The following is a 15528-nucleotide window of genomic DNA, read 5'->3' as shown; positions in this document are numbered from 1 at the left end:
GGTTTGCTGAACAAGTTCTTTGGTAGGAGTAGGGAATAAGGAACACTTCGACAAGCTCAGTGCATCGCGGGGAACGATGAACAGGAAGAGAATTTGTGTAATTAATTCTGTGTAGTATGGCAGTCAAAGTATAGGTTAGGACATTTAAAAGCACGAATGCTAGTTATAGTAAGACTTTTACCTCCGGTTGATGAGCGACTTGCCTTGAGCGAAGCCGAAAGGAGCCGAACCACTACCTCCTGCCCGGTTGGTGAGCGAACTTGTACTGAGCGCAGCCGAAGTAGCCGAACCACTGCCTTCTGCTATACTCATTAGCTTTCGTTGTTGAGTTCTTGAATCACCCGTGAAAACTCTTGGGTGAGAAAGTCGGAACCAGTTGCAGTATAAACTTCTTGCAACTGTTGATAAAACCATAAAGTTCTTTCTCTACCCGCCTTAAACTCTTGCCAAATGCCGTTACCATGTTGGCGTAAATCCGCTAATAATGACCTAGCATTGTGTAGTTTATCGGCTAAAGATACCAATCGAATTGAAGGTGAAGCACAACGCAGATTTTCTAAATACTTTTGTTTACGTTCTTCCCAAGGTGGTTTGGGGTATGTGTCAGATTCTGTGCAACCATCGACTATGGTAACGACTGTATCACCGAAACGCTGGCGGATTTCTTCACGGGTGGATTTTCCGCCTTGGTCTTCGATACTATCATGTAGTAGAGCTGCGATCGCCTCTGCTTCGGTTCCGCCTGCTTCTAAAACCAGTGCTGCAACACTTAGTAAATGACTGATATAAGGAACACCACTAATTTTGCGAGTTTGATTCGTATGCAGACGAGTTGCATACACTAATGCTGATTCAAAATTGGCGGTTAACTGTACTTTATTCATAATTCATCTTGATGATAAAGCTGAAATTCTTGAGCGACATCAGCCGCAATACTTTGTCTTAATTCGTAAGGAAATATAACCTCACATTTCGGTCGCCATGCACGCAGACGCATCATCACGTTATTATCTCGATTTTTAGCATCTTGATATCTAATAAATACTTGATAATAAGCATCTGCTGGTGAACGATTGGCAAGGATTTTCAATAAAGCTTTTTGTTGTTGGGGTTGTGTAACTTTTTGTTTGATTAAATTTTGTGCTTGCTGGTAAGAAATCGCTTGAAATGTTTCATGACGTTCTGTACCTTTAACATAGCGATCGCCAAACTCTCTATCAAACCGTAATAACATCAATTGTGCAGGTAAATAGAAATCAAACCCCCAAGCCTTAGACATTTCTAAAGCCACATAATCGGGTGTGGGTAAAGTATGTCTTTGATAATCTTGTCGTAAATTTGCTGGAATTTGGGCGTGATCCCAGCTTAAAGGGTGCATTTTTTGAATATGGTCAAGGCGAAAGTTATACCATTGATTCTGAACATCAGGACTTTCACCATAAGCGCATAAATAAACTGCCCTTTGAATATAGTAAATACAGACTGGATAAACAATACAATCAATTTTACTTCCTGCCTTGGCACTGTTATAAGTTAGTTTGATTGGTGGGACTAAGGTTTTTGTCCATAACTCTCTTAACTGATGTTGCCAATCATCAACAGCATCTAAGTTACTGCGGGGTGTAATATAATCTAACTTGAGAAAAAATCTTTGAACTCCGTTAATTTTTTGCGAGTGATTTTCGGCAAATCCTACCAAATCTTCGTGCAGAAAATTCAATTCATAATTATTGTCCGCTTTGGCTAACATTGGACGCGATGGAAATTCACTGACACGATAATATTTATCATTTTGATAAATTAGCCAATTCAAACTAACTAAAGTTTGTAAATCGCCATGCAGAGAACGACGAGTTACAGCAAATAATCTTTGCTGTAGAACTTTATCTAATTTAGGTTTTGTAATATCAGTATGTGCGATGATTGATTCCTGCCACTGGTGAGCAACAATTCCAGTATTTTCATTAAATAACCATTGGGCTGTTGTTTTCGCACAAGCACAACGAGAGTCATGTAAATGGGGAATTTCTTCGCCTTTAGTGTGGGTAGGACTAAAAAAAGCATCCCGCCACTCTGCATAAGTAAAACCATCATTTAACATTAACCGTTCTTGATGACCACCGTATAAAGAACGCAACCACACCCACAAGCGAATTGTCCGCAATAGTTTCTGCTTGAGTGAACCCCTAGCTAACCATTGCAGTAAATCAACTTGGGGTAAATCTTGAAATACCAATTCAGACACTAAGTTAATCTCAACAAATAACTTTCCTTAAGATACAGCCTATTGGAAGACAACTTTTCCAACGGCGTGTATGATATATCCAGCAAATCAAGGCAACGCTAATGTCTACCTACAAAATTGAAATTAAAGAAGATTTATTAAGAGTTAGTTTTGGCGAACCAGCCCAAAATGATCAGATTGTACGTGATGCAGCCGCCAGATTAGAAGAGATGTCTGCATCAGGAGAACTAGCCGGAGGACAGTTACTCAAAATTAACGGGCCGATTTCTATCCCTGTAGCATTTGTTTTAGCACATAAACTGGCTCACATATACGGAGCAGTTGCTTTCTACGATCCTAAGTTAGGTAAATATGTGATTTGTATCACACATAATCCAGCGTATAAATTAGGAGACTTAATAGATTGATATTTGAGGAAGATAAAAGTCAAAAGGCAAAAGGTAAAAGGCAAAAGAATAAATTCTTTAAAAGAAAAATTAACAGAAGATTTTCTTTTGACTTTTTAAATAGAGGGGTTTTATCCCAAATCTGCAATCATGTGTACCTACCAGATAAAGTTACAGGGTGATATCCTCAAAGTAGGATTTGGCAATACACGCGCAACAGGCGATCGCATAGTCCGGGATGTAGCAGCAAAATTAGATGAGATGATAACTACAGGAGAATTACCCGGTGGTAGTCTTATCAAAATCAATGGCCGAATTTCCGTATTAGTTAGTCAGGTATTAGCCGATAAATTAGGGAAAATATATGATTCTATAGCTTTATTAGATCCCAAAATCGGTGAACCAGGAATAGATAGATATGTCGTCACCATTAGCCGAAATTCTAACTATCAAGTCGGTGATATTTTAGATGTCGTGCGAGAATCTCACCAAACTAACTTGAAAGTTGTCTTGTGTGGTTTTGCGAATACCGGAAAGACTTGCTTTCGGGAAGGATTAAAACAAGCACTATTGCAGATTCCCGACGCACCAGAATCATACTTTATTTCCGGCTGTCCCGATGGCGATGGTTCATGGTACAGCGAAACCTCCAGACGTGATCCTGATTTAGCCGCAGAGTTGAAAGCACGATACAAAGCCGGATTTAGCCCAGAGTTCGCCAAACTTAAGGCGCAGGAAGTCCGAGGTGTGAATACTCCTATATTCGTCTTTGATATTGGCGGAAGAATCTCCGACGAGAATCGCTTGATTATGAAAGAAGCCACCCATGCAGTGATTTTAGTCAAAGATGAATCAGAGATTGCGCCTTGGGTGAAGTTTTGTGACGAGTTGAAGTTAGAAGTTATTGCGATAATTTTCAGCGACTTTTTTGGGAATACTGATGTGGTTGAGTCAGAATCGCCAATTGTACGTGGTAGTGTTCATAGATTACAGCGAGGTGAAGATGTATCGCAGCGCCCAGTGATTCAGGCTTTGGCGCGGTTGTTGGTAGGGTTGAATACAAAGGAGTAATTGCAGGAGTACGTACAGATGGAAAAACTAGAGATGCAGAATCATAATTCTATTACAACTGCGATCGCTTGGTGTTTGGCTTGGGGTGATGAGCGTGAACCTAAACATAGCTTAGAAGTGTTGCGCCAAATGCGTGGAGCCTTGAATCAAGGAATAGAAGTCCCGGAAGAAGTTCAGGCTTTAGTGAAGCAAGCGCAGGAACTACAAGGAATTGATAAAAATTACTTTCCACAAACTCTTGAGGAGTTACAAACCAAATACACTGATTTGTGGAATCAGAATACTCCAATCGGTTTAGTTTATGGTGGTGCGACTAAGATTAAACAATATGTGTTTGAGTCAGCCAAAATTCAAGAAATTCGTGGTGCATCTGGTTTATTAGATAGAATCAACATCATTGATTTACCTGCTTTTTTTGGTCAGAAATATAATCCTGATAAAAATCAACCTAATTTGTATACTGCTCAGTATAATGAAATACAAAATTGGCTGAATAAAAATTTTCCTGGAGAACATAAATTATCTGATGCGCTAATTCCAGAGTTAATTATCTATTCTACAGGTGGTAATATCCTAGCTTTTTGTCCTGCTGCTTATGTCGATGAGTTAGCTAATGCGATTGAAAAACGCTACACCGAAGAAACGTTAACAGCTAATTCTTGCGCAGTAGGTGATAAATTTAGATTGTTGGAACTGCGGTTTGGTTTGTTACACGATCCAATTGAAAGTACATTATGGTTAGATTGGTATCATCGAGAATTTAATCAGCCATTAGTTCAAGCTTATTTTGGTTATCCTAGTAATGAATCAGAGAGAATAGAAGCATTTAAAAGACGTAAGAGTTTTAACGAATTAACTACGAAATTAAATATTTTGTTTAATCAGCGTCGTAGTGGGAATGATACAGCTAATCGTCCTAGTCGCCGCTATCCACCGATGTTTGAAACCCATCCTTACCTAATGCGTGATGGTAGCGATCGCCGTTCTGCTATCATGCGAGTAGATCAACTACCAAGGGAAACCAATTTTTCAGAAGCATCAGTACGTAAGTATTTAGTAGGCGACAGAGCAAAAGATAGTTTAAGCCATAATCCTCGTTGGTATGATGAGTCTGGGCTAACTTGGCAAAGAGGAGTTATTGAAAGCTGGGTAAATAGATTTAAATTATTTTTAGATCAAAATCCAAGTTTAAAAGCCAAATACTACGATAATACCATAAATAAACGAATAGAAATTGCTGAAACCTTAACCCAAGTATCTAACGCCAGTAGTGGTTATATCGCCTATATTTACGCCGATGGTAATAATATGGGTGGTTATATCCAACAAATTCTGACACCAAAAAAATATCAAGAATTTAGTCAAGATGTGGCTTTAGCAACCGAATATGCAGTTTACCAAGCATTAGCTGAAAACTTACATCCTCATAAACTACGTAACTTAAATGATGACGAATCAAATTTAAAGAATGGTGAATTTATTCATCCTTTTGAAATACTTACCATTGGTGGTGATGATATTTTATTGATTGTTCCTGCAAATAAAGCTTTAGAAATATCTCAGATGATAGGCGAGAGATTTGAAAAAATCCTATTGCAAGAGATTCAAATTAATGAAAATCAGTCAGACAATGGAGAAACTAAAAAAATAACTGGTGATTATCGCCTAAATCACACCAAACCATTTGAACCGCAAAAATATCAACGTTATAAACCATTAACAGCAAAACGTTCTGACTGTGAACTAAGTACATCAATTGGTGTATTAATTACGGCTGTAAACACACACATATATTACGCCAGAAATTTAGTAGAGCAATTATTGAAATCGGCTAAAGAACGCACTAAAAAATTACAAAAAGCTGGATATTGTGGGGGAACAGTTGATTTTTTAACTCTCAAATCAGTTACAATGATTTCATCCAATGTTAAAGATTTTCGTGAACAAGCATTAACTAAAAATATCCCCCCAAAATTAAAATTCTACGCCGCACCATACACTTTACATGAATTAGGAGGATTAATCACCTCTATTTCAGCCTTGAAAAAGGCTAAATTTCCCAAATCACAACTTTATCAAATTCGCAGTTTATTAGAACGGGGTAAACACACAGCTATTCTTAACTATCGCTATTTTCGAGTAAGACTAAAACAAGGTAAAGAAGCATTACTCAGAGATTTTGAAGAGGCTTGGTGTCTACCTAAAGATAAAGAAAATAACGGTAATTTAGCTCCTTGGATGTATGATAACGGCAGACTTGATCCGAAACATCCTGAAGATCCATTTTATGAAACGATTTGGCGAGATATGGTAGATGTCTACGATTTTGTAGAAGTACCAGAAAATGAAACATCAGAAGTTGCATCGGTGGGGTTTGAGTCATGATTAAACTACAAGAATTATCCAACTCATTGCAAACTTACCCCATTACAGCAGTCATTGATACGGCTTTATGTATTGGTGCTGGTGGTTCTTCTGGTTCTCTAGCAGATAAACCAATTGTTCGTAACGCTGAAGATAATTTACTAATTCCAGGTTCTCAACTTAAAGGGCGTTTGCGCCATGAGTGCGAAAAAATTGCTAGGGGTTTAAAGTGGCCTATTTGCTATTCTCCCAATCCTCAAACTATGTGTCCCCAAAGAGCAGGTTTAACAGAGAATTTTGCTAGGACAGAATATAAAATATCAGAATCAGAAGAAGATAAACATCATCATTGTTTAATTTGTCAAATTTTTGGCAATCCTGTTTTACCTTCCCGCATCATTTTAGATGACCTAATTTGTGAAGAAGAACCAGATAATTTACCAGAAGTTATACGTCCTGGTGTAACTATCAACCGCCGTTGCCGGACTGCTGAAGAAGACAAACTTTATTTTTTAGAAACATCACCAGTAAATATTCAACTGAAGTTTACAGGTAATATTTATTTATCGAATGCGCCTAGTTATGCAGCACCATTAATTTTAGCTGGATTGCGCCATATTAATGCTTTAGGTGGTAGTAAATCAGCAGGTTTAGGTTGGCTACATTGGGAATTACCTACTTTACCTGTAGAACAAGCTGCGTGGGATTTTCTGGCTAAAGGATTTGAAAACAATGAAGAAAATTAATCTAGAAATTAAAGCACTGTCTCCTTTAGCAATTGGTAGACAAAAACCAGGTGGAAATGTGAGTGAAGTTGAACAATATATTCCTGGTTCTGTGATTCGCGGTGCAGTTGCTAGTCAAATACTCAAGCGAACTAATCAATCAATTAGTGATGATGATGATTTTCATCAATTATTTCTAGGAGATAAGCCAGCAATTTTTCAAAATGCCTACCCAGGAATTATCACTATTTATGGTGATTGTGTTTTTAAACCTAATGTACAAGTATTACCTGCTACTGTACTGAGTTCTAAGAGTAAATCTGGATTTAAGACAGGTGACTCCGAAAAGAATGGTGTTTTTGATACTTTAATAGACCGTTTTTGTGCTGAAAAGTATGCTCAAATATATGATCCAAATTGCCCGACAGAACATTCAACTTATGGAAGAAGAGTTGATAATTTTAGCGGTTTTTATAGTGAACATGATGATGATTACTACACCCCTTCTGCAAATGATCGTCTATTAACTAGAGTAGGTATTAATCGCCGCCGTGCAACTTCTGAAGAAAGGGTACTATATAGTATTGCGGTTTTAAATGAATCTCAAGAAAATAAACAAAGACCTGTCACATATACAGGTCTAGTTTTAGTAAATGATGATTTAGCTGTACCTTTACAACATTTTATTCAAAATCATCAGGATGATTTACGTTTAGGTGGTGCAGGTTCACGAGGCTTAGGTAAGGTAAAAATTACAGCAAAAGCACCTACTGATATTAAATCAACAGTAATTCAACGAATAGATAATTTTAATCAAAAATTAGGTCAACGCTGGAGTGAATGGGGCAAAATATTTGGTAATCCTTTAGAGATATTGCCAGAAAATCGTACTTATTTCACTCTAGATTTACAAGCAGATGCAATATTAACTGAAAAATGGCAGCGTACAACGGTAATTTCTCCAGAAATGCTACAGCAGTATACTGGTGTAAGTGATTTATCTTTACATATTCACGCTGCTTACAGTAGCTATGATTATCGTTCAGGGTGGAATTCTGCCTTGGGTTTAATGAAAGATGTAGAGTTAGTGACAAATAAAGGAAGCGTCTATTTATTCAGTACAGAAAATAAGAATCTCTGGCTACAAGCTTGGGAAGATTTAGAGGTTTACGGAATAGGCGATCGCACCTGCGAAGGCTTCGGACAAGTCCAAATTTGCAATGAATTTCATTTGATCTTCAGAGAGGAGGCTGTTTAGTCATGGCGGAACTAGATAATTTATTAAAAGAACAACTGGCTTTAAGAGTTGATAAATGTATCAGTAACCAAATGGATGAAGTTATCGAGAAAATTAAAGATTTATCAGATAAATTCGCCATAGCAAATAAAGATAAAAAATCTCCTTTCAGAAATGTCCTGGCTGTTGCTGTTGATTCGAGTTCTTCAATTGAAATTATTAAAAATTACATTCGTTACCAAGTAGGAAGGAGTGGTTCAAGCCCCATTTGGACAACACCACATGGTAAAGATATATTTGCTAAATCTCTAGTAAATGCACTAGATGACCTAGAAAAAAATGCACAATCTATCTTAACAGAATTGAGGAGAAATCTTCCTAAAGGTCATGGTTTGGAAGCACATTTAAATGACATTGATAATCAAACTCAACTACGCAAAAATGTTCATATTAAACTTGTGCAACTGTTTTTAGGATATTTAGCTAGAGAACATACAGCCTCAGTCGGTGAAATGAATTTACAAAAATAAAACATTTATCAAATTTTTAGGAGTGTTTAAAGATGTACCGCTTTGTTGTATCAACTGTTGGCACAAGTTTACTCTCTAACCAAATTCGCCCGAAAGATCCAAAAAGTTGGAAGGGACTACTTGATAAAACTGCCAACTGGACAGAGGAGAGAATTAAACAACATGAGCCGGAAGTGATTAATATTCTTCTAGACCTAAAAAACAGAGCTGAAGAAAAGTTAAATAGCGGCAATATTTTAGAAATTAAAGAAGCTAGTGCTGAACTAAATGGTATCTATAGCTTATATAAAGATAACGTTGATAATGCTAAGTTAGATACTCACTGGTTGATTACAACTGAAACATATCAAGGACAAACAACAGCAAAAATAATTAAAGATTTTTTACACAAGCAAGTCAATTTTATTGAAATATATACCCCTGATCAGCTTTCTACAGAAGATACAGCAAACTTTAAACAAGGAATAGACGACCTAATTGATTGGCTTTCTAAAAGATATGAAGAGTCTCAGAAAGATGGTTATTTTATCTACTTTAATTTAGTTGGCGGGTTTAAGGCAATTCAAGGATATATGAATACTATTGGTATGTTCTATGCCGATAAAATTATATATGTGTTTGAAGGTGAATCATCTAAGTTAATTACTATTCCACGTTTACCTATTACTCTAGATTATGAGCGAGTTAAAAAGCATAAAGTTACCTTAGCATTATTAAATGCTGGAGCTAGTTTTTTCCCTAAACAAATTGAGGATGAAAATATTGAAGAATCATTATTCACTGAAATTGATGGAAAAGTAACTATTTCTAATTGGGGACTATTAATTTGGAATCAGTGCAAAATAAATTTGCTCTCAGAAGATTTATTAATTTTTCCAAAACTTTATTATGAAGATAGCTTTAGGAGTGATTATAACCGAATAAGAGATAAAAAAGAAAAATTACAACTCCAAGAAGACCTTGCGAAAGTATCAAATTTACTCAACCAATCAAATGGTAATACTAGTGTATTAAAAGAACATCCAGGTTTTAGATATGATAAATATACGAATAGGAATGATGATGTTGCACATTTTCGAGTTACTCAAGGCTTACGAATAAGTTGTATTTCGATTAATGAAATACTAAAACTTCGCCGCTACGGAAAAGAACCCGAAGTAAATAAAAATCCCTAAAAATACAAATACTCAAGTAATAAGCTATGTTTGACACCTTCAAAAATCGCCTAGAAATTATAGGCGTACTGAAAACAAAAACAGCATTACGTATCAGCGCAGGTCGTTCGAGTGAACCGATAGGCTCAGATTTACCTGTAATTAAAGATAGTTTGGGTAATCCATTAATCCCAGGATCTAGCTTTAAAGGCGCAATGCGATCGCGCCTAGAAAGCTTCCTCCGAGGTATTGTAGGTAATAATCGCAAATTAGTAGCCAACCCCGCCATTGAGGAAGAATGGTCAATTACTTCTCAGGAAATAAAGCAGTTAAAAGATAGTTGCGAAGATGATGAGACTTTGACTAAGGAACTCATCAAGCAAACAGATATAACTTCTCTCCTCTTTGGTTCACCTTGGATAGCAAGCAAATTCCAAGTCAGAGATTTAACAGTAGTCCCTGATACTTGGTTTGGACAATATCAAGAGAGAGACGGTGTAGCTATCGACAGAGATACCGAAACCGCCGCAGACGGGAAACTCTACGACTTTCAAGTAGTTCCAGCAGGGACGCAGTTTCAATTTAAAGCGGTGGTAGAAAACGCCGAGGAATATGAACTAGGACTGTTGATGATTGGGTTACACCAGTTTGAGACGGAACAAATACCACTAGGTGGAGGGCGATCGCGTGGCTTGGGTGTCGTTAAACTAGATATTGAGAAAATGTATTGGCTTGATGTTGAAAATGACCCAGAAAAATTATTAACTTACTTACAAGAATTAGTAAATAGTAATCTAGGTGATAAACTACCAAGCTATCAAGATGTAAACGAGTCGAAAAAGCAAGCTTGGACGCAATCACTAATCAATCATTTAAGAGAAAATAAAGCTAATACTCTCACTACCGAAGTAACCCAAAATTCTTGAAGAGGTAAATATGGCTTTTAGTAATTTCAAAACCATTGGTGAAGTTCTCAAAGCATTTCAAGTCACTTACACCGAAGCAAATTTTATTAGTGAACTGGCTTTTACTATTTCTGACTATTTCCGCGAAGATTTAGAACTGATGATGCGGGATGCGGTTGTCGATAACTCAGAGTTTGCTATTTGCGAAAATCTAATTTATCCGGTTATCAAAGAAGTCTGGAAAACCTACCGCCATCATTTTATTCTCTGGAGTCATCAATCATTAAATTATAATGAGAAACTATCAGGATTTCCTGAATATATTTTAGCTAAACGTTCTCCATTAGGTAAAGTTGTCTTTGATAAACCATATTTTATCTTAGTTGAAGCTAAACAAGACAACTTTGAGACAGGTTGGGCGCAATGTCTAGCAGAAATGATTGCGGCTCAACGATTAAATGGAGAATATCAAGTAGTAATTTATGGCATTGTTTCTAATGGTGCAACATGGCAGTTTGGTAAATTAGAAGGAGAAAAATTTACTAGAAATATCACGCCTTACACTATATACGAACTAGATAAATTATTTGCTGCTGTTAATTTCATATTCCAACAGTGTGAAGTACAGCTAAATAATTTAGTAGCTGCTTAATCTTTATTATCAAATAAATCCAGTCATGCACAAAAGATTTGTTAATCACTGCACAATCGATTTAACCATCATACCTGATGGGCCGATTTTAATTAAGTCAGGAAAAGAAGGAGCAGACCCCACAAAACCTGATATGGAATTTGTCGAAACCTATCACGCTGGGGGACGTTCAATTTATTTACCAGGAAGCAGTTTAAAAGGAGCAATTCGCGCTCATGCAGAACGCATAGTGAGGACTGTAGGGAGAGATAGACGCGATACTAGTTCTAGTTTACCTTGGGCAAATGACCCATTAAATGATAAATATGACTATCTCAATAATGTGACTTCAACCAGCGATATTTATAAACTTTCTTGTTTTACAGATCAAATGTTTGGTAATACTGTGATCGCTAGTCGTGTCAGAATTGAAGATGCTCACCCAGATAGTTCACAGCCTCTGAGAATTGAGGAACGTAATGGTGTAGCAATTGATAGAGTCTTTGGTTCTGTTGCAGTGGGGCCGTTTAATTATCAAGTGTGTACGGCTGGGGAATTTAAAACTAAAATTCACATCAAAAATTTTACCTTAGCGCAACTAGGTTTAATTGGCTTAGTCTTGCGAGATTTAAATGATGGTTGGTTTGGTTTAGGCTTTGCCAAATCTCGCGGATTGGGTACTGTGAAAGTGAAATTAAATCAAGCTGTTTTACAGTATCCTGGTTGTATTTTATCAGAAGATGAACAAGAAATTCACGCTTTGGGTAGTGAGCAGAAATGGAGTAAGACTTTTCTTTTAGGTGTAGGGGAATTTTTACAGATTGAAGACGCAAAATTATATGGTTTTGCTAAACCAGACTATCAAGATACACCAGTCGCCGCGCAAGCAATGGATTTAGGTTTTGGTGTCCAACTTGTTTGGCAAGAAGGAACAGTTAACGATTTATTTGAAAGATGTGTTAGGTCTTGGAGTCAGTTACTAGCGGGTGCTAAATGAGTAATTTTGTAGGTTTTAAAGAAGCTGTATCAGTCACTAAGTTGCTAGAATTAATTAATAAATTTCCTACTAAATCTAGTTATTACTTCTTACGTTGGACTCATGCAGTTAGCGGCATAAGAAAGGAACAGCCAAAAAAAACAGAGTTCCCTATGCTTGAGGGACAAATGTTTAGTCACGATTTTGAATTACGTTGGAAGTATAAGCCGCAAAATAATTATGAAGTGCTGCTATTAAGCATTAATGGCAATCATCCAGATTTTGAGTTATTGGGTGAAGATTGGTTAGTACAAGAACACAATGCTTATATATATCCTGCCACAGAAACCAGATTTCCTAAAGGCTTCAAAACTCAAAATGTAGATGTAAAACAGCGATATTTCATTGATAAAAAAACCGCAACTGTACATTTTGTTGCACTTACCACTAACAAATAAACATGAGTAGAACTCCTTACCAACCCCCAAGAAAACCTAATTCAGCAGGTTCATCTAACCCAGAACTAGCACCAAAGCCTTATGAATTCGTATCTTTCCCGTCAGAACGGCCTAATTTACAGCGTCCGGTGGGACATCATAAATATTTGAGCGATCGCCTACATGGTACACTCTACCTTACCCTGAAAGTACAAACATCTCTGCACATATCAACAGGGATAGTTGCAATGGGTAGCGACATCGGGAATAACCGCATCCCCCTAATTAAAACAATGGTGCAGGGTGTTGACCAAAAACTATCAATTCAAGGTAGTTCTCTCAAAGGCTGCATTCGGTCTGTATATGAAGCGGTTACTAATAGTACATTAGCAGTTGTTACTTCTAAATACAAAAGGGATAATAAATATCCTAATGAACGTTTACCTTGTAATGATAAAGAAAACCTGTGTCCCGCTAGTCGTGTATTTGGTGCGTTAAATTGGCAAGGTCTGTTAGATTTTAATGATGCCAAGTGTGAAAGCATCGGCTTTACTACTGGATTTATGCCATCCTTATATCGTCCCCGACCAGACCAAAGTAGGGCATACTTTATTAGAGGTAAAGCCGCAGGACGTAAGTTTTATTACCATACCATCAAAGCCATTGATAAAGGACAAAATTCTGGTATTCCCGTCCAACAAGCGGGGAGAGAATATACTTTTAAAACGCAATTACATTTCAAGAATTTACTCCCAGAAGAACTAGGAACTTTATTAATTGTATTAGGACAAGATTCTAAATATCCCTTAGCTTTAAAAGTCGGTGGTGGTAAGCCTATTGGGATGGGAACAATGACAGTAACTATCGATAAAATCAAACAGCCACAAAGTTTAAAACAGCGTTATTCATCCTATGAAATTAGCGAAGCCGATGAACTCACGGGCGAGAAATTAGCACAATTTAAACAGAAACATATACAAGCTGCTCACTCGCGTTTAGTTCAAAAACAACAACTCGAAGAATTAACAAACGTGCTACGCTACCCCACCGACCGCGAACCACCATCAGGGATGTATTAATCATGACTATATCAGATGCACAGTGGGAAATTGCTCATGCGATCGCTCTTACTCTAGTAAAAGATAATACTGATGTCAATGAGGTAGGAAAAGCCGTTGCTTATCTGCGTGGTTACATTCATCAACCAGATGCAACTTCCAGGTTTTTCAAATATCTCAAAACCTTGGTAAGCAATGGTAGGCAAATAGGACACAGTAAAAAAACAACAGACTATTACATTAGTATCGATAAAGCCTGTAGTGATTATCTCAAAAGTATTAATGATGCTCACACCATCCTGCAAATTTTAGGCTGGGTATCTCGCCTCATGCGTTATTACAAAGATGCTGGCGTTCCCATTGGTGAAATTGCTACACCCACCGCACCACCTCCAGAGTCAGCGCGTCAGGCGGAAATTTTACAGGCTATTAGTAATCAAAATTTTGTGGTTGGTCAAATCATAGAAGCTCTAGTTACTGCCATTAAAGGTAATAAGGTAACTTACGAAATTCTAGAAACTACTCAAAAGCTGACTGAAAAAGAGCCTAAAAGAGCATTATTACTCAGTGAAGGACAAAAAGTTAAGGTCGAGATTTTAGACCTTAAAGAAGATGGAAGTATCAAAAAAATCAAATGTATTGACTGAAAAATTATCTATTTCTTTATGGTTATTTTCAGTGTGATGGGTCTAACATAGGATTTATACCCAGAAAATCCTGTTGGTATGTCAGTTTTAATACTTTGTCAGGAGAATTTTAGTTTATGTATAGGCAGAAACATTTGCTTTTACCAGAATCAACTCTTCAAGCCTCAGATAGAGCGACTGAATCAACTATTCAAGCACCAGCCAGAGCGTATTTGAAAACCAGAGAGGTAATCATGAAGATATACTCCTTAGATGGTCAACATTCTACTCCCTACAATGACCAATTAGAAAATAATTTACGCGCATCGGTTTTCCATCCGCAGTTTAAGGAAGACCTCCAATATTGGGAAAAAGTATCACCCAAAAAATTGAATCGTATCCGTCAGCTAATAAAGGCTATCATACTTGATCCATTTAAAGGTAAGGGAAATCCAAAACCTCTTAAATATCAAGGCTCGAACGTTTGGTCACGCGAAATAGATAAGAAGCACCGTCTGGTATATCTTGTGGGTGCTGAACAGATTGATTTTCTTCAGGCTCGATTTCATTACGATGATAAATAAAGGTAGAAGCTAATGGTGTAGCTGTACAACCTTGTGTATATTTTGTTCTCCTAGAGTGAATGAAAGTTTTGCTCTGGGAGATGCTCTCAAAAGATTAGTGGTTCTACAGTGTCTTTTGATTATGATTACTGTAGAAGAGAGCATTACATCATTAGGAAATTTGAACCATGTCAACCCAAATCGTTTACACCTACAAAGAAGCTCAAGCTCAACTTGATGAACTTTGCCATAATGTTATTCAGAGTAGAGAGATCGTTCTCATCGAGAGAGAAGACGGTGAAAATGTTGCTCTCATTGCAGCTGATGAATTAAGTAGCATGAAAGAAACTATACATTTACTTAGTTCCCGTGCTAATGCTAGTCGTTTATATGATGCACTAGAGCAAGCTAAAGCAAAAGTAATTAAGCCTCAAACAATTAATGAATTGTTTGAGGAACTAGGAATTGATGCGAACGATGAAGATGAAATAGATGAATGAGGATATAAATTCAGAGAAATATCATTATTCCTGATTAGATTACTACTGGCTTGACTTTTGCCCAACATTCCACTAATGTATCAACTAACTAGAGAAATTAGTGTTTCTAATAAAAAAATT

18 protein-coding genes are annotated in these 15528 nt (G+C 37.0%); 15 read left to right on the top strand and 3 right to left on the bottom strand.

Translation table 11 applies throughout. The annotated features are described in order from the left end of the window. Positions 1–177: 177 nt before the first annotated feature. Genes H6G75_RS33490 through H6G75_RS09000 form a run of 3 tightly spaced genes read right to left on the bottom strand, consistent with a single transcriptional unit; the run spans position 178 to position 2245 of the window. Positions 178–312 (bottom strand): hypothetical protein, encoded by a 135-nt coding sequence (locus tag H6G75_RS33490; protein WP_277884082.1) that lies wholly within the window; start codon positions 310–312, stop codon positions 178–180. After that, on the bottom strand, positions 312–884 hold the full coding sequence (locus tag H6G75_RS09005) for an HD domain-containing protein (protein ID WP_190979603.1): 573 nt from the start codon (positions 882–884) through the stop codon (positions 312–314). Before H6G75_RS09005 ends, H6G75_RS33490 begins: the two co-directional genes overlap by 1 nt. After that, positions 881–2245, bottom strand: a complete 1365-nt coding sequence (locus H6G75_RS09000; RefSeq protein ID WP_190979602.1) for a TIGR03985 family CRISPR-associated protein — start codon at positions 2243–2245, stop codon at positions 881–883. Before H6G75_RS09000 ends, H6G75_RS09005 begins: the two co-directional genes overlap by 4 nt. Positions 2246–2346: 101 nt before the next feature. Between H6G75_RS09000 and H6G75_RS08995 the strand changes: the two genes are divergently transcribed. The 15 genes from H6G75_RS08995 (at position 2347) to H6G75_RS08925 (ending at position 15408) form a co-directional block, all read left to right on the top strand. Then, on the top strand, positions 2347–2652 hold the full coding sequence (locus H6G75_RS08995) for a CRISPR-associated protein Csx3 (protein WP_190979601.1): 306 nt from the start codon (positions 2347–2349) through the stop codon (positions 2650–2652). 129 nt (positions 2653–2781) lie between these two features. Continuing rightward, positions 2782–3702, top strand: a complete 921-nt coding sequence (locus H6G75_RS08990) for a CRISPR-associated protein Csx3 (RefSeq protein ID WP_190979600.1) — start codon at positions 2782–2784, stop codon at positions 3700–3702. A gap of 18 nt (positions 3703–3720) precedes the next feature. Continuing rightward, the gene (cas10, locus tag H6G75_RS08985) at positions 3721–6087 is read left to right on the top strand and encodes a type III-B CRISPR-associated protein Cas10/Cmr2 (protein WP_242051486.1); all 2367 of its coding nucleotides are present in this window, start codon (positions 3721–3723) and stop codon (positions 6085–6087) included. After that, the gene (locus tag H6G75_RS08980) at positions 6084–6812 is read left to right on the top strand and encodes an RAMP superfamily CRISPR-associated protein (RefSeq protein WP_190979599.1); all 729 of its coding nucleotides are present in this window, start codon (positions 6084–6086) and stop codon (positions 6810–6812) included. Before cas10 ends, H6G75_RS08980 begins: the two co-directional genes overlap by 4 nt. After that, positions 6799–8049, top strand: a complete 1251-nt coding sequence (gene csx10, locus H6G75_RS08975) for a CRISPR-associated RAMP protein Csx10 (protein ID WP_190979598.1) — start codon at positions 6799–6801, stop codon at positions 8047–8049. The genes H6G75_RS08980 and csx10 overlap by 14 nt, the downstream gene beginning before the upstream one ends. A gap of 2 nt (positions 8050–8051) precedes the next feature. Next, entirely contained in the window at positions 8052–8558 is a 507-nt protein-coding gene (locus tag H6G75_RS08970; protein ID WP_190979597.1) for a hypothetical protein, read from the top strand. A 32-nt stretch (positions 8559–8590) separates the two neighbouring features. After that, entirely contained in the window at positions 8591–9733 is a 1143-nt protein-coding gene (locus H6G75_RS08965; protein ID WP_190979596.1) for a putative CRISPR-associated protein, read from the top strand. 26 nt (positions 9734–9759) lie between these two features. Then, positions 9760–10638, top strand: a complete 879-nt coding sequence (gene csx7, locus H6G75_RS08960) for a CRISPR-associated RAMP protein Csx7 (protein ID WP_190979595.1) — start codon at positions 9760–9762, stop codon at positions 10636–10638. Positions 10639–10648: 10 nt separating this feature from the next. Further along, positions 10649–11269 carry a hypothetical protein gene (locus H6G75_RS08955; protein WP_190979594.1) on the top strand — a complete coding sequence of 207 codons (621 nt, stop codon included), beginning with the start codon at positions 10649–10651 and terminating at the stop codon, positions 11267–11269. 25 nt (positions 11270–11294) lie between these two features. After that, positions 11295–12245 carry an RAMP superfamily CRISPR-associated protein gene (locus tag H6G75_RS08950; RefSeq protein ID WP_190979593.1) on the top strand — a complete coding sequence of 317 codons (951 nt, stop codon included), beginning with the start codon at positions 11295–11297 and terminating at the stop codon, positions 12243–12245. After that, positions 12242–12682 carry a hypothetical protein gene (locus H6G75_RS08945; protein WP_190979592.1) on the top strand — a complete coding sequence of 147 codons (441 nt, stop codon included), beginning with the start codon at positions 12242–12244 and terminating at the stop codon, positions 12680–12682. The genes H6G75_RS08950 and H6G75_RS08945 overlap by 4 nt, the downstream gene beginning before the upstream one ends. A 2-nt stretch (positions 12683–12684) precedes the next feature. Further along, on the top strand, positions 12685–13740 hold the full coding sequence (locus H6G75_RS08940) for an RAMP superfamily CRISPR-associated protein (protein WP_190979591.1): 1056 nt from the start codon (positions 12685–12687) through the stop codon (positions 13738–13740). Positions 13741–13742: 2 nt separating this feature from the next. Beyond that, positions 13743–14366 carry a hypothetical protein gene (locus tag H6G75_RS08935; RefSeq protein WP_190979590.1) on the top strand — a complete coding sequence of 208 codons (624 nt, stop codon included), beginning with the start codon at positions 13743–13745 and terminating at the stop codon, positions 14364–14366. Positions 14367–14482: 116 nt separating this feature from the next. Beyond that, positions 14483–14929, top strand: coding sequence for a Txe/YoeB family addiction module toxin (locus H6G75_RS08930; RefSeq protein ID WP_242051485.1), 447 nt, complete (start codon positions 14483–14485; stop codon positions 14927–14929). Between the two features lie 167 nt (positions 14930–15096). Continuing rightward, positions 15097–15408, top strand: coding sequence for a type II toxin-antitoxin system Phd/YefM family antitoxin (locus H6G75_RS08925; protein ID WP_190979589.1), 312 nt, complete (start codon positions 15097–15099; stop codon positions 15406–15408). The last annotated feature ends 120 nt before the right edge of the window (positions 15409–15528 follow it).

Source organism: Nostoc sp. FACHB-280 (assembly GCF_014697615.1).
Lineage (GTDB): Bacteria > Cyanobacteriota > Cyanobacteriia > Cyanobacteriales > Nostocaceae > Nostoc_B.
This window is presented reverse-complemented; position numbering and strand designations above follow the sequence as displayed.

Bases quoted from the DNA above. Each gene is read 5' to 3' on its own strand.
- H6G75_RS33490 (WP_277884082.1), bottom strand. From the start codon at position 312: ATGAGTATAGCAGAAGGCAGTGGTTCGGCTACTTCGGCTGCGCTCAGT.
- H6G75_RS08980 (WP_190979599.1), top strand. From the start codon at position 6,084: ATGATTAAACTACAAGAATTATCCAACTCATTGCAAACTTACCCCATT.
- H6G75_RS09005 (WP_190979603.1), bottom strand. From the start codon at position 884: ATGAATAAAGTACAGTTAACCGCCAATTTTGAATCAGCATTAGTGTAT.
- H6G75_RS08945 (WP_190979592.1), top strand. From the start codon at position 12,242: ATGAGTAATTTTGTAGGTTTTAAAGAAGCTGTATCAGTCACTAAGTTG.
- csx10 (WP_190979598.1), top strand. From the start codon at position 6,799: ATGAAGAAAATTAATCTAGAAATTAAAGCACTGTCTCCTTTAGCAATT.
- H6G75_RS08970 (WP_190979597.1), top strand. From the start codon at position 8,052: ATGGCGGAACTAGATAATTTATTAAAAGAACAACTGGCTTTAAGAGTT.
- H6G75_RS08930 (WP_242051485.1), top strand. From the start codon at position 14,483: ATGTATAGGCAGAAACATTTGCTTTTACCAGAATCAACTCTTCAAGCC.
- H6G75_RS08955 (WP_190979594.1), top strand. From the start codon at position 10,649: ATGGCTTTTAGTAATTTCAAAACCATTGGTGAAGTTCTCAAAGCATTT.
- H6G75_RS08935 (WP_190979590.1), top strand. From the start codon at position 13,743: ATGACTATATCAGATGCACAGTGGGAAATTGCTCATGCGATCGCTCTT.
- H6G75_RS08995 (WP_190979601.1), top strand. From the start codon at position 2,347: ATGTCTACCTACAAAATTGAAATTAAAGAAGATTTATTAAGAGTTAGT.
- H6G75_RS08925 (WP_190979589.1), top strand. From the start codon at position 15,097: ATGTCAACCCAAATCGTTTACACCTACAAAGAAGCTCAAGCTCAACTT.
- H6G75_RS08950 (WP_190979593.1), top strand. From the start codon at position 11,295: ATGCACAAAAGATTTGTTAATCACTGCACAATCGATTTAACCATCATA.
- csx7 (WP_190979595.1), top strand. From the start codon at position 9,760: ATGTTTGACACCTTCAAAAATCGCCTAGAAATTATAGGCGTACTGAAA.
- H6G75_RS08990 (WP_190979600.1), top strand. From the start codon at position 2,782: ATGTGTACCTACCAGATAAAGTTACAGGGTGATATCCTCAAAGTAGGA.
- H6G75_RS08940 (WP_190979591.1), top strand. From the start codon at position 12,685: ATGAGTAGAACTCCTTACCAACCCCCAAGAAAACCTAATTCAGCAGGT.
- H6G75_RS08965 (WP_190979596.1), top strand. From the start codon at position 8,591: ATGTACCGCTTTGTTGTATCAACTGTTGGCACAAGTTTACTCTCTAAC.
- cas10 (WP_242051486.1), top strand. From the start codon at position 3,721: ATGGAAAAACTAGAGATGCAGAATCATAATTCTATTACAACTGCGATC.